Consider the following 18,146-nt stretch of genomic DNA (forward strand, 5'->3'; position numbering starts at 1 on the left):
TCATCCGAACCGGATTTGAGAAACTGGAAATCGCCACCCCCCCAGTTCACTCAAGGAGCCCGGCCGGATGAACACCCATAAGCATGCCCGATTGACCTTCCTACGTCGACTCGAAATGGTCCAGCAATTGATCGCCCATCAAGTTTGTGTGCCTGAAGCGGCCCGCGCCTATGGGGTCACCGCGCCGACTGTGCGCAAATGGCTGGGCCGCTTCCTGGCTCAGGGCCAGGCGGGCTTGGCCGATGCGTCCTCGCGCCCGACGGTCTCGCCCCGAGCGATTGCGCCGGCCAAGGCGCTGGCTATCGTGGAGCTGCGCCGCAAGCGGCTGACCCAAGCGCGCATCGCCCAGGCGCTGGGCGTGTCAGCCAGCACCGTCAGCCGCGTCCTGGCCCGCGCCGGTCTGTCGCACCTGGCCGACCTGGAGCCGGCCGAGCCGGTGGTGCGCTACGAGCATCAGGCCCCCGGCGATCTGCTGCACATCGACATCAAGAAGCTGGGACGTATCCAGCGCCCTGGCCACCGGGTCACGGGCAACCGACGCGATACCGTTGAGGGGGCCGGCTGGGACTTCGTCTTCGTGGCCATCGATGACCACGCCCGCGTGGCCTTCACCGACATCCACCCCGACGAGCGCTTCCCCAGCGCCGTCCAGTTCCTCAAGGACGCAGTGGCCTACTACCAGCGCCTGGGCGTGACCATCCAGCGCTTGCTCACCGACAATGGCTCGGCCTTTCGCAGCCGCGCCTTCGCCGCGCTGTGCCATGAGCTGGGCATCAAGCACCGCTTTACCCGACCTTACCGCCCACAGACCAATGGCAAGGCCGAACGCTTCATCCAGTCGGCCTTGCGTGAGTGGGCTTACGCTCACACCTACCAGAACTCCCAACACCGAGCCGATGCCATGAAATCCTGGCTACACCACTACAACTGGCATCGACCCCACCAAGGCATCGGGCGCGCTGTACCCATCTCCAGACTCAACCTGGACGAATACAACCTATTGACAGTTCACACCTAGCGGGGCATTCCTGCCAGCGCTGGTATCGGCCCTGACGGTCCATGCCGCGCAGGCCCAGCCGGCCGCGCCGCCCGAGCCCTGGCCGCACGCCGATACCGTGCGCGAGCTGCTGCGGCGCGAAACCCTGGCGGCCGCGCAGCCGCCGCGACCGGCAGCCCCGGCGCCGTGGAGCGACGCGCCAGCCGCGCGCAAGGCAGCGCCGGGCCCGCGCGCCGACCGCATCGTATTGCTGGCCATCTACGGCGTCGGCGCTGCGCTGCGCGCGGAGGTCTCCATCAACCGGCGCCATTGGCGCTACCTGGCGGGCCAGCGCAGGCCGTTCGGCCAGGCGCCCGAGGCCCGCTACCAGCTCGAAGCCATAGCCGCGCCATGCGTGCACTTGCGCAGCGGCGCGGTCCGCCGCACCGCCTGCCTGGCTCCGGCCGCGAGCCTGGACAACGGCGCGGCGTCCGCCGCAGGGGCCGCGCCATGAGAATCCGATCCCACAGGCCGGCCTTGCACAGCCCATGCACCACGCTTGCTCCCTTCGTGGCCGACCACGAGGCGCTGGGCCGCCTGCGTCCGGCGTTCGTGCGTGCGCTGGCGCGGGAGTTCGACCTCGGCGCCCTGGCGGGACGCCTGTGCCCGGTGCTGCTCGAAGGTAGCTACGCCGCCTTGTTCGCGCTGGCCGACTACGTACATGGCGACCAGGCCGACGAACTCGAGCGCCTCATGCGCAAGCGCGGCTACCGGCTGGCGGCGCCGGCGCGCTATGTGTTGCCGTCGCCCTTGCTGCTGGCCGTGGCGCGCGAGGCGGCCGGCGCCCCGGGCCTGCATGCGGCCGACCATCCCGCGCAACGGCGCACGGCGCTGCAGGCGCTGTTCTTCGACATGGTGCGCTGGGGCGTGCGCCACGGCGCCAGCGATCTGCACCTGCACGCCGACCGACGCGCCGCCACCGCGCAGGTTCGCTATACCGTGGGCGGCGCCTACGTGGCCGCGCCATGCTTCAATGGCCTGTCGCATGCCTGCCTGCTCGAAATCCTCGCGGTGGCCTGGATGGACGTGCGCGCGGGCAACGGCGCGGTGTTCGATCCGCGTGCCGAACAGCAGGGACGCATCGCGCTGCAGGTCGACGAGGTGCCGGTCGTGCTGCGCTGGGCCTCCCTGGCCACGGATCACGGTCCGTCCGTATGCCTGCGCATCCTGCGCCAGGACCCGCCGCAAGGCGGGGCCAGCCTGGCGGAACTGGGCTATCTGCCGGCGCAGGTCGCCACGCTCGAGCGCGCCTGCCAGCGCGCCGGCGGGGCGGTGGTGCTGGCGGGCACGGTGGGGGCAGGCAAGTCCACCACCATCGCCACCATGCTGCGCGGCCTGCCGGCCGAGCGCAAGCTGGTCACCCTGGAAGACCCGGCCGAGTACGCCATCGCCAACGCCCTGCAGAACAGCGTGAGCCGTTCGCTGGACGGAGAGGCCGGCGCGCCGTTCGATGCCAAGCTGCTGACCATCAAGCGCTCGGCCATGCACGACCTGTACCTGGGCGAGGTCCGAGATCGCCAGACCGGACGCGTCTTCACCGACCTGGCCGGCTCCGGGGTCAGCCTCTACACCACGACGCACGCCGGCTCCGCCTTGCTGATTCCGGAACGCCTGGCATCCGACTTCATCGGTGTGTCGCGCGACTTCCTGGCCACGCCCGGCGTGCTCAAGCTGCTGGTCTACCAGACCTTGCTGCCGCGCCTGTGTCCGGCATGCGCCTTGCCCCTGGCCGTGCTGTGGCGCCGCGGCGCCGGCTGGTCCCACGCGCAGCGCCTGGCGTGGCGTTGCTGGGCCGCGCGCCTGCGCCGCGCCGGCGTGGCGCTGGCGCAGGCGCGCGTGCGCAATCCCGCCGGTTGCGCGGCCTGCGCGGGCGCCGGTTTGCCGGCCCTGCGCGGCTACGCGGGGCGCACCGTGGTCGCCGAACTGCTCGAACCGGAAACCGACGCCGTCCTGCTCGATCTCATCCGCCGGCGCGACAATCCGGCGCTGCGCCGCTTGCTGGGGCGGCGCGCACGCCGGCAGCCGCCCGACGCGCCGCTGCGGGCAGTCGATTGCGCCTGGCGCAAGGTCGAAGCAGGCGCGGTGGATCCGCGCCTGGTCGAACGCTGTTTCGCGCTGCCACCCGCCTTGCGCACGCCGGCGGGCGCCGAGGACGGCCATGGCTGAGCACGCGGCGCTGGCGTCGGCGTGGCGCGCGGCCGGCGCGCTGGGCCAGCGGCTCGACGCATGGCGCTTCGGCGCCGAGCGGGGCGACTACTACGAATACCTGGCCGACATGCTGGAAGGCCTGCAGGGGCGCCAGACCCTGCGCGACATCTTCGAGACCGACGCGGCGCGCCATGGCGAGGCGAGCGTGCGCGGCCGCTTGGCGCGCCGCTGGCTGCACCGCTACCAGGATTGCGGCGGCGACCTGCGCGCCACCTGGGCCCGTTGCCTGCCCGAAGGCGATTGCACGCTGCTGGCGCTGGCGCAGGCGGCGGGCGGCGGCGCGCTGGGCATCGTGTTGCGCGACCTGGCGCACCTGACCCGCCTGACGCAGGGAATGCGGCGCGAGTTCTGCGTGACGATCGCCGCCGGCTTGGTCGCCATGACGGTGGCCTGCGCCTTGCTGGCGGCCGTGCCGGCCTTCAGCGCGCCGCGCCTGCGCCTGGTATTCCAGGCCGTGCCGCCGGATTACCACGGCGCCTGGTCGGCCGGCCTGTTCGCGCTGGCCAGGTACGTCGAGGCGGCCTGGCCCGCGGCGGTGGCGGCATTGACAGCGGCGGTGGCGCTGGTGTGCTGGTCACTGCCCCGCTACGCCGGGCGCGCGCGCGTGTTCCTGGACCGCTGGCAGCCATGGCGCCTGTACCGCGATATGCAGGCGATCCGCTTCCTGGCGCTGGCCACCGTGCTGTTGCGCCAGCGGGGCAACATCGACACGCGCCTGCGCACCGCGCTGCTCGTCCAGGGGGCCGACGCGCCGCCGTGGCTGGCCTGGCACCTCGAGCGCATGCTGCTGCGGGTCGACGCCGGGGTGGTCGATGCCAGCGTGTTCGATACCGGGCTGTTCGAACCCGCGCACGCCTGGTTCATGGCCGACATGGTCGCCGCGCATGGCCTGGCCGACGGCTTGGCACGGGCGCGCACGCGGGTCGAGGCGCACATGCTGCCGCGCCTGCGGCGCCAGGCGCAGGGCCTGCGCTGGGCACTGCTGCTGGGCGCGGTCGGGGCGGTGCTGGCCCTGGCGTTGTGGCATTACGCCGCCATCGACGATCTACGGCACGCATTGGTCAGTTTCTACGCCAGCCAATAAGCCTCGGCAGGCGTTTCTTCACGCAGGAGGATTCTTCATGTCACACACGATTCTGTCCGGCCGCCAAGCCGGCTTCTCCCTGGTCGAGGTGTCCATCGTCACGGCCATCGTCTTGCTGGTGGCCATCATCGGCATTCCCGCCATCGGCTCGTATGTCATCGAAAGCAAAGTGCCCCGGGTCGGAGAGGAACTGCAGCGTTTCGTGGCGCGGACCAAGGCCAATGCGCAAGGCGATGGCGCGGCGCCCTATACGGGCATCGGCACGGCGTCGCTGGCGCATGCGCTGCGCGATTCCAGCGTGGTGTCGGTGCGCGGCGAGGGCGCGTCGGCGACGGTCGCGCACGGCCTGGGCGGGCAGGGGGCTGGCGCCCATGGCGTCATCAGCGTGGCGCCGGCCGCGCCGGGCGGCGCGCCGCCCGGTTCGGCGTTCACGCTGACGCTGACCAATGTCAACGGCGCGGCCTGCCCGGCGCTGGCCTCGGTCATGCAGCGCGTATCCGACATCATCGCCGTGCAGGGCAAGGCGGGGCCGGTGGTGGTCAAGAATGCGCTGGCCGTCCCGGCGTTGCCGTACCGCGCGCAGGCCGCCCAGGCGCAGTGCGTGGCGGGCGATCGAAATACCTTCGTGTTCACGGCGCGATGAGATCCGCGCACGCCCAGGGCGGCCTGGCCTTGCTGGAACTGGCCGTGGCCGCCGCGCTCGCGGCCATGGCGGCGGTGTGGGCCGCCAACCGGCTGGTGCAGGATGCGCAGGACGCGGCCGCACGCGGTGCCGGCGTCTGGCTGGGCGAAATCCAGCGCGGCCTCGACCAACTGCTGCAGCGGCATTTCGACACGCTGGCCGATGGGCTGGCGCCGCGCGATGAGCGCGGGCGCGCGCTGTTTCGCGATGCCTGGCGTCCGACGCTGCCCGAGCTGCAGGCCGCCGGCCTGCTGGCGCGTTCCCTGCCGAGGCACTCGCCCCTGGGCACGGGGGTAATCATGCTGGTCCGGCGCGATCCGCATTGTCCGCGGGCGGGCTGCCGGCTGGACGCGCTGGCCTGGCTGGACCGCCCCTTGCTGGATGGCCACGGCCAGGTCGACCTGATGCGCATGGCGCCCCTGGTGGCCGCCACCGCCGGCCGTGGCGGCTTCGCCGTGGCCGGCGGGGTGCGCGGCGCGGCGTTTCGCTTCGCCAATCCGCCCTGGCCGGGCGTGGCGCGGCTGCCCGCCGGCACGCCGCTGGCCTGGGCCGGCCTGGCGGCGGGCAAGGCATCGCCGGCGTTCGGCGGCGCCTATTCGGTGAACTCCCACGTGGGCTGCCGCTCGTACAGCGGCCATACCAGCCGCAATCCGCTCACCGGACAGTGTTCGTGCCCACCGGGTTACGCGTCGGTCATCATGGCGCAGGCCATCGACCGCGTGGACGGCGCGCCGGGGTTCACCAGCTTCGTCTGCGTGCGTCCGGGCAAGGAGTAGGGCGGCGGCGCTGGCATCGGCCTGCCGACCCTCTATAATCAAAAATTCGCCAAAATCCCGATTCATCCACGATGAAATCCTCTGAGATTCGCCAGAAGTTCCTGCAATTCTTCCAGTCCAAGGGCCACACGATCGTTCCGTCGTCGTCCCTGGTGCCGGCCAACGACCCCACGCTGCTCTTTACCAACTCGGGTATGGTGCAGTTCAAGGACGTATTCACCGGCAAGGAAGCGCGCGCCTACAAGCGCGCCACGTCGTCGCAGCGCAGCGTGCGCGCCGGCGGCAAGCACAACGACCTCGAGAACGTGGGCTACACCGCCCGCCACCATACGTTCTTCGAGATGCTGGGCAACTTCAGCTTCGGCGACTACTTCAAGCGCGAGGCCATCCAGTACGCCTGGGAGCTGCTGACCCAGGTCTACAAGCTGCCGGCCGAGAAGCTGTGGGTCACGGTCTACCAGGAAGACGACGAGGCCTACGACATCTGGGCCAAGGAAGTCGGCGTGCCCGCCGAGCGCATCATCCGGATCGGCGACAACAAGGGCGCCCGCTATGCGTCCGACAACTTCTGGCAAATGGCGGACACCGGCCCCTGCGGCCCGTGTTCGGAAATCTTCTACGACCATGGTCCGGAAATCTGGGGCGGCCCTCCGGGCTCGCCCGAGGAAGACGGCGATCGCTACATCGAGATCTGGAACCTGGTGTTCATGCAGTTCGAGCGCGACGCCGCCGGCAACATGGAACGCCTGCCCAAGCCCTGCGTGGACACCGGCATGGGCCTGGAGCGCATCGCGGCGGTGCTGCAGCACGTGCATTCCAACTACGAGATCGACCTGTTCCAGAAGCTGATCGCCGCCGCCGCGCGCGAGACCGGCGTGAAGGATCTGGCCGATAACTCCCTGAAGGTCATCGCCGATCACATCCGCGCTTGCGCCTTTCTCATCGTCGACGGCATCATTCCCAGCAACGAAGGCCGCGGCTACGTGCTGCGCCGCATTGTGCGCCGCGCCCTGCGCCATGGCTACAAGCTGGGCCAGACCAAGTCGTTCTTCCATCGCCTGGTGCCGGACCTGGTGGCCGAGATGGGCGAAGCCTATCCCGAGCTGGCCCAGGTGGCCGAGCGCGTGGCGCAGGTGCTGCGCCAGGAAGAAGAACGCTTCGGCGAAACGCTCGAACACGGCATGAAGATCCTGGACGGCGCGCTGGCCAAGGTCGCCAAGGGCGACCCGCTCGACGGCACCACGTTGTTCACGCTGTACGACACCTACGGCTTTCCGGTTGATCTCACCGCCGACATCTGTCGCGAGCGCGAGGTCGAGGTGGACATGGCCGGCTTCGAGGCGGCGATGCAACGCCAGCGCGAGCAGGCGCGCGCCGCGGGCAAGTTCAAGATGGCCGAGGGCCTGAGCTACGAAGGCGCCGAGACGCGCTTCGAAGGCTACGAGAACCTCGAATTGAGCGGCGTCAAGGTGACGGCGCTGTATGTCGAGGGTACCCAGGTCGAGCAGGTGTCGGCGGGCCAGGACGCGGTCGTGGTGCTCGATGCCACCCCGTTCTATGCCGAGTCCGGCGGCCAGGTGGGCGACACCGGCCTGCTGGAGGCTGGCGGCGTGCGGTTCGCGGTGGCCGACACCCTCAAGATCCAGCCCGGCGTGTTCGGCCATCACGGCACGCTCGAGGCCGGCGCGCTGAAGGTCGGCGATACCTTGCTGGCGCGCGTGGATGCGGTGCGTCGCGCCCGCACGGTGCGCAACCACTCGGCCACGCACCTGATGCACAAGGCCTTGCGCGAAGTGCTGGGCGCCCACGTGCAGCAGCGCGGCTCGCTGGTCGACCCCGACAAGACCCGCTTCGACTTCGCGCACGACGCGCCCATGACGGCCGAGCAGATCGCCCGCGTGGAAGCCATCGTCAATGCCGAGGTACTGGCCAACCAGGCCACAGAGGCCAAGATCATGGCCTACGACGACGCCGTCAAGGGCGGCGCGATGGCGCTGTTCGGCGAGAAGTACGGCGATACCGTGCGCGTGCTCGACATCGGTTTTTCGCGCGAACTGTGCGGCGGCACGCACGTGCGGCGCACCGGCGACATCGGCCTGTTCAAGGTGGTGTCCGAAGGCGGCGTGGCGGCGGGCGTGCGTCGCATCGAAGCGATTACCGGCGACAACGCGCTGGCCTGGGTGCAGGACCAGAACGCGCTGTTGCAGCGCGCCGCCGGTGTGCTGCGCGCCCCGGCGCACGAGCTTCCCGAGCGCATCGCCCAGGTGCAGGAACAGCTCAAGGCGCTCGAGAAAGAGCTCGAGCAGGCGCGCACCAAGCTGGCCGCCAGCGCCGGCAACGACCTGGCCGCCACGGCCACGGTCGAGGTCAAGGGCATCAAGGTGCTGGCCGCCAGCATCGGCGATGTGGATCCCAAGGCCTTGCGCGGCATGGTCGACAACCTGAAAGACCGCCTCAAGCCCGCCGTGGTCCTGCTGGCCGCCGGCTCGGCCGATGGCAAGATCAGCCTGGTGGGCGGCGTGACGGCCGATCTCACCGGCCGCATCAAGGCCGGCGATCTGGTTGGCTTCGTGGCCGGCCAGGTGGGCGGCAAGGGCGGGGGCCGTCCCGACATGGCGATGGGCGGCGGCACCGATCTGGCGGCTCTGCCGGCTGCCGTGGCCAGCGTACAGAAGTGGGTCGATGAGCGCCTCTGATACCGGCGGCCTGCCGTCCTACCAGCACGAAGTCGATGCCAGCGGGCTGACCTGTCCGCTGCCCATCCTGCGCGCCAAGAAGGCGCTGGCGCAAATGGAAAGCGGCCAGGTGCTGCGGGTGGTCACCACCGATCCCAACGCCATCCGCGATTTCCAGGCCTTCGCGCGCCAGACCGGCAACACCTTGCTGGCGCAACGCGAGGCCGAGGGCCGCGGCGAGCACTTCCTGCAGCGGCGCTGAGCGCCTGCCGGCAAGCAAACGGCCCGCGCAAGCGGGCCGTTTGTCTTGGCGCGAGCGTGCGTGGGGCTAGCTGTGATGTCTCAATAGGTTGTTCATCCAGGCCGGACCTGGGATGCTGTGGTTACCACGCCATCGCAACTCAGGGCAGGACACTGGATGAACAACCATAAGCATGCGCGATTGACCCGCCTAGGTCGAGCCCTTCTTGTTAACAGGGTGATGCAACAGAACTGGACGATGAGGCAGGCCAGCCAGGCGGCAGGGGTGAGCCTGCGCACCGGTTACAAGTGGCTTGCCCGCTTCCGAAGCGAAGGTCTGGACGGCCTGCTTGACCGCAGTTCTCGCCCGCACCGCAGCCCGAAGGCCTGTGCGCCCGAGCAGGTTGAGCACTTCGCCCAGCAGCGCCGCCAGCGTCTGCCGCTGTGGCGCATCGCGCGTGAAGCCGGCCGCAGCCTGGCCACCGTGGCGCGGTATATGGAACGCATCGGCCTGAGTCGACTCGCCTCGTTGGAGCCGCCGGCGCCGGTGCGCCGCTATGAACGCGCCAGCCCAGGCGAGCTGCTGCACATCGACACCAAGCGGCTGGGCCGCATCCGGGGCGTGGGCCATCGCATCACCGGCGATCGGGCCCAGAACCGCAACCGCGGCATTGGCTGGGACGCTGTGCACCTGGCCATCGATGACTTCTCGCGCGTGTCCTTTGCTCGCATCCTCGACGATGAAGGCGGCGATCAGTGCGCTGAGTTCCTGCGCCAAGCCACCGCCTACTACGCCAGTCTGGGCGTGCGCATCGACCGCGTGATGACCGACAACGGCAGCGGCTACGTCTCCAGGACCTTTCGGGCGGTGTGCGTGGAGCTGGGAATCCGTCACATCCGCACCCGCCCCTACACCCCCAAGACCAACGGCAAGGCCGAGCGCCTCGTGCAGACCTGCTTACGGGAGTGGGCATACGCCAGGCCCTACACGAGCTCAGCCGAACGACAGGCTGCCTTGCAGCCCTTCATTGACCGCTACAACTGGTATCGGCCACACTCCGCTCTCGGACATCAGCCACCCATCACGCGTATCCCAGATGTGAATAACCTATTGAGAATCGACAGCTAGCTGTGAACTGTCAATAGGTTGTATTCGTCCAGGTTGAGTCTGGAGATGGGTACAGCGCGCCCGATGCCTTGGTGGGGTCGATGCCAGTTGTAGTGGTGTAGCCAGGATTTCATGGCATCGGCTCGGTGTTGGGAGTTCTGGTAGGTGTGAGCGTAAGCCCACTCACGCAAGGCCGACTGGATGAAGCGTTCGGCCTTGCCATTGGTCTGTGGGCGGTAAGGTCGGGTAAAGCGGTGCTTGATGCCCAGCTCATGGCACAGCGCGGCGAAGGCGCGGCTGCGAAAGGCCGAGCCATTGTCGGTGAGCAAGCGCTGGATGGTCACGCCCAGGCGCTGGTAGTAGGCCACTGCGTCCTTGAGGAACTGGACGGCGCTGGGGAAGCGCTCGTCGGGGTGGATGTCGGTGAAGGCCACGCGGGCGTGGTCATCGATGGCCACGAAGACGAAGTCCCAGCCGGCCCCCTCAACGGTATCGCGTCGGTTGCCCGTGACCCGGTGGCCAGGGCGCTGGATACGTCCCAGCTTCTTGATGTCGATGTGCAGCAGATCGCCGGGGGCCTGATGCTCGTAGCGCACCACCGGCTCGGCCGGCTCCAGGTCGGCCAGGTGCGACAGACCGGCGCGGGCCAGGACGCGGCTGACGGTGCTGGCTGACACGCCCAGCGCCTGGGCGATGCGCGCTTGGGTCAGCCGCTTGCGGCGCAGCTCCACGATAGCCAGCGCCTTGGCCGGCGCAATCGCTCGGGGCGAGACCGTCGGGCGCGAGGACGCATCGGCCAAGCCCGCCTGGCCCTGAGCCAGGAAGCGGCCCAGCCATTTGCGCACAGTCGGCGCGGTGACCCCATAGGCGCGGGCCGCTTCAGGCACACAAACTTGATGGGCGATCAATTGCTGGACCATTTCGAGTCGACGTAGGAAGGTCAATCGGGCATGCTTATGGGTGTTCATCCGGCCGGGCTCCTTGAGTGAACTGGGGGGGTGGCGATTTCCAGTTTCTCAAATCCGGTTCGGATGAACCATGCATACAACCTATTGAATCTTCACAACTAGCCTTTCGATAATTCGCATAATGTATATTATGTAAAGTACGAGGTGGGCGCGCCGGCGGATCGACTGTTGCCCGCATGCATGCCGCTTCGCTGCCCGCCCTGGCCAGCCATCAGGCCCGGCTAGATGTGAACTGTCAATAGGTTGTATTCGTCCAGGTTGAGTCTGGAGATGGGTACAGCGCGCCCGATGCCTTGGTGGGGTCGATGCCAGTTGTAGTGGTGTAGCCAGGATTTCATGGCATCGGCTCGGTGTTGGGAGTTCTGGTAGGTGTGAGCGTAAGCCCACTCACGCAAGGCCGACTGGATGAAGCGTTCGGCCTTGCCATTGGTCTGTGGGCGGTAAGGTCGGGTAAAGCGGTGCTTGATGCCCAGCTCATGGCACAGCGCGGCGAAGGCGCGGCTGCGAAAGGCCGAGCCATTGTCGGTGAGCAAGCGCTGGATGGTCACGCCCAGGCGCTGGTAGTAGGCCACTGCGTCCTTGAGGAACTGGACGGCGCTGGGGAAGCGCTCGTCGGGGTGGATGTCGGTGAAGGCCACGCGGGCGTGGTCATCGATGGCCACGAAGACGAAGTCCCAGCCGGCCCCCTCAACGGTATCGCGTCGGTTGCCCGTGACCCGGTGGCCAGGGCGCTGGATACGTCCCAGCTTCTTGATGTCGATGTGCAGCAGATCGCCGGGGGCCTGATGCTCGTAGCGCACCACCGGCTCGGCCGGCTCCAGGTCGGCCAGGTGCGACAGACCGGCGCGGGCCAGGACGCGGCTGACGGTGCTGGCTGACACGCCCAGCGCCTGGGCGATGCGCGGCTTGGGTCAGCCGCTTGCGGCGCAGCTCCACGATAGCCAGCGCCTTGGCCGGCGCAATCGCTCGGGGCGAGACCGTCGGGCGCGAGGACGCATCGGCCAAGCCCGCCTGGCCCTGAGCCAGGAAGCGGCCCAGCCATTTGCGCACAGTCGGCGCGGTGACCCCATAGGCGCGGGCCGCTTCAGGCACACAAACTTGATGGGCGATCAATTGCTGGACCATTTCGAGGCGACGTAGGAAGGTCAATCGGGCATGCTTATGGGTGTTCATCCGGCCGGGCTCCTTGAGTGAACTGGGGGGGTGGCGATTTCCAGTTTCTCAAATCCGGTTCGGATGAACCATGCATACAACCTATTGAATCTTCACACCTAGTCGACCTTGGCTTTCGCCTGCCTGACGATGGGCACCCATTTGTCGATATCCGCGTTGACCCGCTTTGCCATATCGCCGGGCGAGCCCTGTTCGAAGACCTCGAATCCATAGTTCTTCAGGGTCTCTTGCAGCTTCGGCTGCGCCATGGCGGCGTTGGCGGCCCGGTTCAGCTTGAGAACGACGTCATCCGGCGTGCCCGCCGGCGCCAGCAGGCCGAAATCCACCGACATCACATAGCCGGCCACCCCCGCCTCCATCATGGTCGGGACCTCCGGCAGCATCGGCGTGCGTATCGTTCCGGTCGCCGCCAGCGCGCGCAGCTTGCGCTCCTTGACCAGGCTGGACACGCTGGGCGTGTTGTAGAACCCGAAGTCGGTTTCGCCCGCCATGACCGCGCTGACGCCCTGGGGCGCGCCGCCATACGGGATGTGCATGGCCTGCGTATCCGTCAGGGACTTCAGCAGTTCCGAGGATAGGTGATGGGTGGTGCCGTTGCCGCCCGAGGAATACGTCAGTTTCCCGGGCGCCGCCTTCATCGCGGCAATCAGCGCGGCGACCGAGGTGTACGGGCTGCTCGGCTTGACGATCAGGATGTTCGAGCCGCCCGCCAGATACGCGACCGGGGCGAAATCCTCGACCGGCCGATAAGGCAGCTTCTCGTACAGGCCCAGGTTGATCGCCCATGTGCCATTGGACCCCATGACGATGGTATAGCCATCGGCGGCCTGCTTGGCGACATAGCTCATGGCGAGCTGGCCGCCCGCGCCCGGACGGTTTTCCACCACCACGGTCTGGCCCAGCGCCTTGCTCAGGCCCGGCTGTATGGCCCGCGCCAGGATATCGGCCGTACTGCCCGCCGCCAGCGGCACGACCAGCGTCACCGGGTGGGTGGGAAACTCCGCGGCCAGCGCGCCTTCAGACAGGACGCTGGCCAGCAGCGCCATCCATAACACGTTCTTCATGCACTTCCCCTTGTTTGTCGTCGGGCGCCATCGCCGTATCGGGTGGCACGCCTGCAAGGCAGGTTATCCGAAGGTCTGTGCGTGAAATAGGCGTGAAGCGCTATAGCGTCATGTCGTCATGTAATGGCCCGGCTGCGTCAAAACCGGCGCAGCACGTCGCGCGCGATCGCGGCAAAGGCCTGCGCCGCCGGGGAAAGCGGATGGTTCGACAGCCGCACCAGCGAAATCGGCCAACTCAGGAACGGGTTGCGGATCGGCACCGCCCGCACGCCGCGCGGCGCCTGCGCCGCCGCCGCATGCGGCAGCATGGCCACGCCCATGCCCGCCTGGATCATGCCCACCGCGGTCGACACCAGCACGACGCGCTGGTCCACACGCGGGTGGATGCCGTTGGCCACCAGCAGGCGGCTGATCACCAGCCAGGGCGGCGCGTTGGGGTTGAGCTGGATACAGGGCAGCTCGGCCAGTATCGCCGCGTCGATCGCTTCGCGGTCGGCCAGATAATGGTCGTCGCGCATGAACAGCGACACCCCGCCGTCCCACAGCAGCTCGGTCGACAGGCGCGAATCGTCGCTGCCGACCACGGCGCCCAGGCCGACGTCGGCCTCGTGGGACAGCAGCTTGTTGCGGATCTGTTCGACCACGCAATCGACCACGATCAATTCGATATTGGGGTGCCGCTGATTGAAGGCCACCAGGATGCGCGGCAGCAGCGTGGCGGCGCTGACGTGGCCGACGGCGACGCTGACCGAGCCGGACTTGAGCGCCGACTGGTCGCGCGATTCGCGCACCGCGCCGTCGATGGAGAGGATCGCCCGGCGCGCGATATCGGCCAATGCCTGGCCCTGGCCCTGGCCCTGGCGCGTCAGCGTCACCTCGCGGCCGCGCACCACCAGCGTTTGCCCCACCTCGGCCTCGAGGCGCCGGATGAGATGGCTGACGGACGGCTGCGACATGCCGAGCTGCTCGGCCGCGCCGGTGAAGCTGGCCGTATCCCCCGATGGAGACCAGGGCGCGCAACTGACGCAGGGAAACCGTTTCGATAGCATCCATCATAACGTCGCATCATGCAGGAATAGCTCGAATACTATAGCAATATGGGCGTGACCTCCATAGCATGGCAAAAACCCCTCCTGTACACCGAGACCGCCATGCCGCACTCCAACTACGCCCGCCACCTCATGGGCTCCGCCACCATAGATCCCACCGGCGCCTTCGAGGCGGGCAGCTTCGCCAGCTTCACCCTCACCTACACCGCCGGCTACTTCGGCATCGACGACACCGGCTCGATCAAGATCGTGCACCGCTTCGCCAGCGACATGGGCAAGCCGCAGTTCACCGATCCGCAGGGCTGGAACTACACCACCGTCGAAGCCGGCAATGGCGCGGTGCTGCACGTCGAGTACGACGGCAAGCGCAATATCCGCCCGTGGGACAAGACCCTGTTCATCCGCGTCGTGCGCGGCTATCTCGAGGAAGGCGAACAGATCATCGTGCGCTTCGGCGATACCCGCCAAGGCTCGCCCGGCATGCGCGTGCAGACCTTCCACGAGCCGACCTTCGAATTCAAGGTGCTGTGGTGGACGCTTTCGCCACGTACAACTATGTCGAGATCGAGGCCTCGCCGACGATCTCCGTGGTGGCCGGCCCCCCTGTCCGGTACAAGGCCGTGCTGCCCAGTCTGTCGCTGGCCGGCCAGCCGCTGCGCCTGGGCTTCAAGGGCGAGGACAAATGGGGCAACCCCTCCGACCAGGCGCAGAGCCGCTACACCCTGCGCAGCAACCTGCGCATGGCGCGGATGCCCGAGTCCTTCGAAATGGCCGCCGGCGCCTATGCCCACGCGATCGAAGGCATCGTCGCCGCCGAGACCGGCGACCTGCGCCTGGAAGTCCTGCACGGCGACCGGGTCGTGGCGCGCAGCAACCCGTGCCGCGTCGCCGCGCAGGCGGCGCGCAACCACTACTGGGCCGACCTGCACGGCCAGTCGGAAGAGACCATCGGCACCAACTCCGCCGAGGAGCTCATCCTGTTCGCGCGCGACCGCGCCTTCCTGGACGCGATGAGCCACCAGGGCAACGATTTCCAGATCACCCAGGAATTCTGGGAGCACCTGAACGCCCTGACCGCCCGCTACGACGAACCCGGCCGCTTCGTGATCTTCCCCGGCTACGAATGGTCGGGCAATACCGGCCTGGGCGGCGACCGCAACGTGCTGTACCTGCACGAAGGCCGTCCGCTGCACCGTTCGTCCCACGCCCTGGTGGACGACCTGTCCGACCTGGACTCCGACGCCAACAGCGCCGATGCGCTGTTCCAGGCCATCAAGGACGAGGACGCCGTCGTCTTCGCGCACATCGGCGGCCGCTACGCCGACATCACGCTGTCGCACGACCCGCGCATCGAACGCTCCATCGAAATCCACTCCGACTGGGGCACGTTCGAATGGCTGCTCGAGGACGCCTTCAAGCAGGGCTACCGTGTCGGCATCCTCGCCAACAGCGACGGCCACAAGGGACGCCACGGCGCCAGCCATCCCGGCGCCTCGCTGTTCGGCGCCTACGGCGGACTGAGCTGCCTGATCGCCGACACGCTGAGCCGCCAATCGCTGGCCGAGTGCCTGCGCCAGCGCCGCCACTACGCCACCACCGGCTGCCGCGCCTACCTGGACGTGGCGGCGCACTTCGATGCGCCGGCGCGCCGCTACGCCGAAGATCCCAGGCTCGCCCCCGATGCCGCGAGCACGCAGGTGCGCAGCGCGGACATGGGCGCCATCCTCGCCTGCGACACCGGCATGGTCGAGTTCGAATTCGACCTCGCCACCGAGGCGCCGATCGAATCGGTGGAAGTGCGCAACCGCATGGACGTGGTCCAGACCCTGCGTCCCTTCAAGCCAGCCGACCTGGGCCGCCGCATCCGCATCGTCTGGGAAGGCTCGGAGTACCGCGGCCGCGGCCGGCAGACCGTATGGGACGGCAGCGCCACGCTGCAAGACAACGCCTTTGTCGACCCCAAACCCATCAATTTCTGGAACCTCGACAAGACGCTGCAACAGCCGCAGCCCAACCACCTGTGCTGGCAGTCGCTGACCACGGGCGGCTTCAGCGGCGTGGACGTGATGCTCGAAGACGCCGGGCGCGGCACGCTGTGCATCGACACCGAACTGATCCAGGCGCGCATCCCGGTGGCCGACATCGGCCTGGAGCCGCTGGTCTTCGAGAACGGCGGCATACGCCGGCGCCTGCAAGTGTTCCGCCTGCCCGACGAAAACCCCGCCTGCCACCTGAAGGCGCGCGTGCAGGTCCCCTTGCATACGGGACAGGACAACGCCCTGTACCTGCGCGCCACGACGGAAGACGGGTTCTTCATCTACTCCAGCCCGATCTATATAGAACGAAAGGCGTAACGCCGCCCCGCCCGGCCGCCGCCCCGGCGGCCGCGGCATTGCCGCGCATCCGCGCCGACCGGCGCGGCGCCACGGCCATCGTTTCCGCGCCTGGTCGGCACGGGATTTCCAGGCGGCCATCGGCGCGCCCGCCGGGCGCCGCACGCACCGGGTCCGGCCCGCCCCCCCCCATTCAAATTTCTTTCTTCCCGATTCCGTTTCCTGTATTATTAATTGACCGGTCATTCTGACTATTATTTAAATGGATGTGCTGCCAGGCCGCCCTCGCGCCCGGCGGCGCCGACGCAGGAGACAATCGCGTGCCAACATTCTGGCTATCGGGGTCCATCTCCCGCGGCTGCGCCTGTCCCGCGGGGCCATGGCAAACGCGCTGGGCTGGCTGAGCGGCGGCGCGGGCGCCGGCAAAGGCAGCCGCACCCTGGCCTACTGGGACGAAGACAGCGTCACCATGGCCGTGGCCGCGGCGCGCCACGCCCTGGCCCGCCAGGCCGCCCCCGCCATCGACGCCTTGCAGTTCGCCAGCACCACGCCGCCGTTCGCCGAACCGCAGAACGCGGCCTTCGTGCGCGCCGCCTTGCGCCTGCCGGCGACCACCCTGACCCAGGATGTCCACGGCACGCCGCGCGCCGGCCTGCTTGCCTTGCACATGGCCCTGGAGAGCGGCACGCGGACCCTGGTCGCGGCGGCGGACCTGCCCACGGCGCTGCCGGGCAGCACGGCCGAGGCGCGCGCCGGCGATGGCGGCGCCGCAGTGCTGACCGGCGACGAACCGGGGCTGTTGCGCTACCTGGGCGGCGCCAGCCTGAGCGCGCCGTTCACCGACCGCTACCGCGCCGCCGGCCACGACTACCCGCAGGAATGGGAGGAGCGCTGGCTGCGCGAAGCCGGCTACCTGGAGCTGGTCCATGACGCCATCGGCCGTGCGCTGCAGGCGGCGTCGCTGCGGCCCGAACAGGTCGACCATTTCGTGCTGCCGTGCCCGGTGCCCGGCGTGGCGGCGGCCGTCGCCGCCAAGGCCGGCCTGGGCCAGGCGCGCCTGGCCAGCGCCCTGGCCGAGAACTGCGGCGACACCGGCGCGGCGCATGCCTTCGTCATGCTGGGCCGCGCGCTCGAAGATGCCGCGCCCGGCCAGAAGGTGCTGGTCGCCCAGTTCGGCCAGGGCGCGACCGCGCTGCTGTTCGAGGCCGACGAGGCGGTGGCCGGCCTGGCCGCGCCGGTCTCGCCCGCCCTGCGGGACGGGCTGGCCGAGGACAACTACATGAAGCTGCTGGCCTTTCGCGGCCGCATCGCCTGGGACCGCGGCCTGCGCGGCCGTTTCCTGGTCAACGAAGCCTTGAGCACGGCCTGGCGCAACGCCGATGCCTTGCTCGGCTTCGTGGGCGGACGCTGCCGCGAAACGGGCCAGGTCCAGTTCCCGCCCACGCGCCTGGCCGCCACGGGCGGCTTCCATCTCGATACCCAGGAACCCTGGCCGCTGGCGGACCGGGGCGGACGCATCGCCACCTTCACCGCCGACCTGCTGGCATTTTCGCCGTGCCCGCCGAATTGCTACGGGCTGGTCGACATCGATGGCGGCGGGCGGGTGCTGATGGAGTTCACCGACCCGCAGGCCAGCCAGCTCGAGGCCGGCGCGGCCGTGGCGTTCGCCTTGCGCATCAAGGATCTCGACCCGCAAACCGGCTACCGCCGCTATTTCTGGAAAGCGCTGGCCGCGCCGACGGCCGACTGA

At 68.7% G+C, this 18,146-nt stretch carries 13 protein-coding genes and 2 pseudogenes; 11 read left to right on the forward strand and 4 right to left on the reverse strand.

What is annotated here, in order from left to right:
* Positions 1-67: 67 nt before the first annotated feature.
* From BN118_RS08740 to BN118_RS08780, 9 genes are all read left to right on the forward strand, one after another.
* The gene (locus tag BN118_RS08740) at positions 68-1,018 is read left to right on the forward strand and encodes an IS481-like element IS481 family transposase (protein WP_005013747.1); all 951 of its coding nucleotides are present in this window, start codon (positions 68-70) and stop codon (positions 1,016-1,018) included.
* A gap of 97 nt (positions 1,019-1,115) precedes the next feature.
* Positions 1,116-1,490 carry a hypothetical protein gene (locus BN118_RS08745; protein WP_010930587.1) on the forward strand — a complete coding sequence of 125 codons (375 nt, stop codon included), beginning with the start codon at positions 1,116-1,118 and terminating at the stop codon, positions 1,488-1,490.
* Positions 1,487-3,202: an ATPase, T2SS/T4P/T4SS family gene (locus BN118_RS08750; RefSeq protein WP_014905742.1), complete on the forward strand. Its 1,716-nt coding sequence runs from the start codon at positions 1,487-1,489 to the stop codon at positions 3,200-3,202. The genes BN118_RS08745 and BN118_RS08750 overlap by 4 nt, the downstream gene beginning before the upstream one ends.
* Entirely contained in the window at positions 3,195-4,328 is a 1,134-nt protein-coding gene (locus BN118_RS08755; protein ID WP_014905743.1) for a hypothetical protein, read from the forward strand. The genes BN118_RS08750 and BN118_RS08755 overlap by 8 nt, the downstream gene beginning before the upstream one ends.
* Positions 4,329-4,365: 37 nt before the next feature.
* Positions 4,366-4,971: a type 4 pilus major pilin gene (locus BN118_RS08760; protein ID WP_003810661.1), complete on the forward strand. Its 606-nt coding sequence runs from the start codon at positions 4,366-4,368 to the stop codon at positions 4,969-4,971.
* Positions 4,968-5,786, forward strand: a complete 819-nt coding sequence (locus BN118_RS08765) for a hypothetical protein (protein WP_010930589.1) — start codon at positions 4,968-4,970, stop codon at positions 5,784-5,786. Before BN118_RS08760 ends, BN118_RS08765 begins: the two co-directional genes overlap by 4 nt.
* 71 nt (positions 5,787-5,857) lie before the next feature.
* Positions 5,858-8,482, forward strand: a complete 2,625-nt coding sequence (gene alaS, locus BN118_RS08770; protein WP_014905744.1) for an alanine--tRNA ligase — start codon at positions 5,858-5,860, stop codon at positions 8,480-8,482.
* Positions 8,469-8,723, forward strand: coding sequence for a sulfurtransferase TusA family protein (locus BN118_RS08775; RefSeq protein ID WP_004568544.1), 255 nt, complete (start codon positions 8,469-8,471; stop codon positions 8,721-8,723). Before alaS ends, BN118_RS08775 begins: the two co-directional genes overlap by 14 nt.
* 156 nt (positions 8,724-8,879) lie before the next feature.
* Positions 8,880-9,830 (forward strand): IS481 family transposase, encoded by a 951-nt coding sequence (locus BN118_RS08780; RefSeq protein ID WP_014486105.1) that lies wholly within the window; start codon positions 8,880-8,882, stop codon positions 9,828-9,830.
* On the opposite strand, the gene BN118_RS08785 is transcribed toward BN118_RS08780, so the two are convergent.
* From BN118_RS08785 to BN118_RS08800, 4 genes and pseudogenes are all read right to left on the reverse strand, one after another.
* Positions 9,827-10,777 (reverse strand): IS481-like element IS481 family transposase, encoded by a 951-nt coding sequence (locus BN118_RS08785; protein ID WP_005012067.1) that lies wholly within the window; start codon positions 10,775-10,777, stop codon positions 9,827-9,829. The two genes, BN118_RS08780 and BN118_RS08785, sit on opposite strands and share 4 nt — an antisense overlap.
* 221 nt (positions 10,778-10,998) lie before the next feature.
* A pseudogene (locus BN118_RS08790) lies at positions 10,999-11,950 on the reverse strand (IS481-like element IS481 family transposase).
* Positions 11,951-12,048: 98 nt separating this feature from the next.
* Positions 12,049-13,014, reverse strand: a complete 966-nt coding sequence (locus BN118_RS08795; protein ID WP_003816666.1) for a Bug family tripartite tricarboxylate transporter substrate binding protein — start codon at positions 13,012-13,014, stop codon at positions 12,049-12,051.
* Positions 13,015-13,151: 137 nt separating this feature from the next.
* Positions 13,152-13,970: a LysR family transcriptional regulator gene (locus tag BN118_RS08800; RefSeq protein WP_230306699.1), complete on the reverse strand. Its 819-nt coding sequence runs from the start codon at positions 13,968-13,970 to the stop codon at positions 13,152-13,154.
* Positions 13,971-14,165: 195 nt separating this feature from the next.
* On the opposite strand from BN118_RS08800, the pseudogene BN118_RS08805 reads away from it, so the two are divergent.
* Together BN118_RS08805 and BN118_RS08810 are read left to right on the forward strand one after the other, a co-directional pair.
* Positions 14,166-16,417 (forward strand): annotated as a pseudogene (locus BN118_RS08805) (DUF3604 domain-containing protein).
* 241 nt (positions 16,418-16,658) lie between these two features.
* The gene (locus BN118_RS08810; RefSeq protein WP_014905747.1) at positions 16,659-18,146 is read left to right on the forward strand and encodes a 3-oxoacyl-[acyl-carrier-protein] synthase III C-terminal domain-containing protein; all 1,488 of its coding nucleotides are present in this window, start codon (positions 16,659-16,661) and stop codon (positions 18,144-18,146) included.

The organism is Bordetella pertussis 18323 (assembly GCF_000306945.1).
In the GTDB taxonomy this organism is placed as follows: domain Bacteria; phylum Pseudomonadota; class Gammaproteobacteria; order Burkholderiales; family Burkholderiaceae_B; genus Bordetella; species Bordetella pertussis.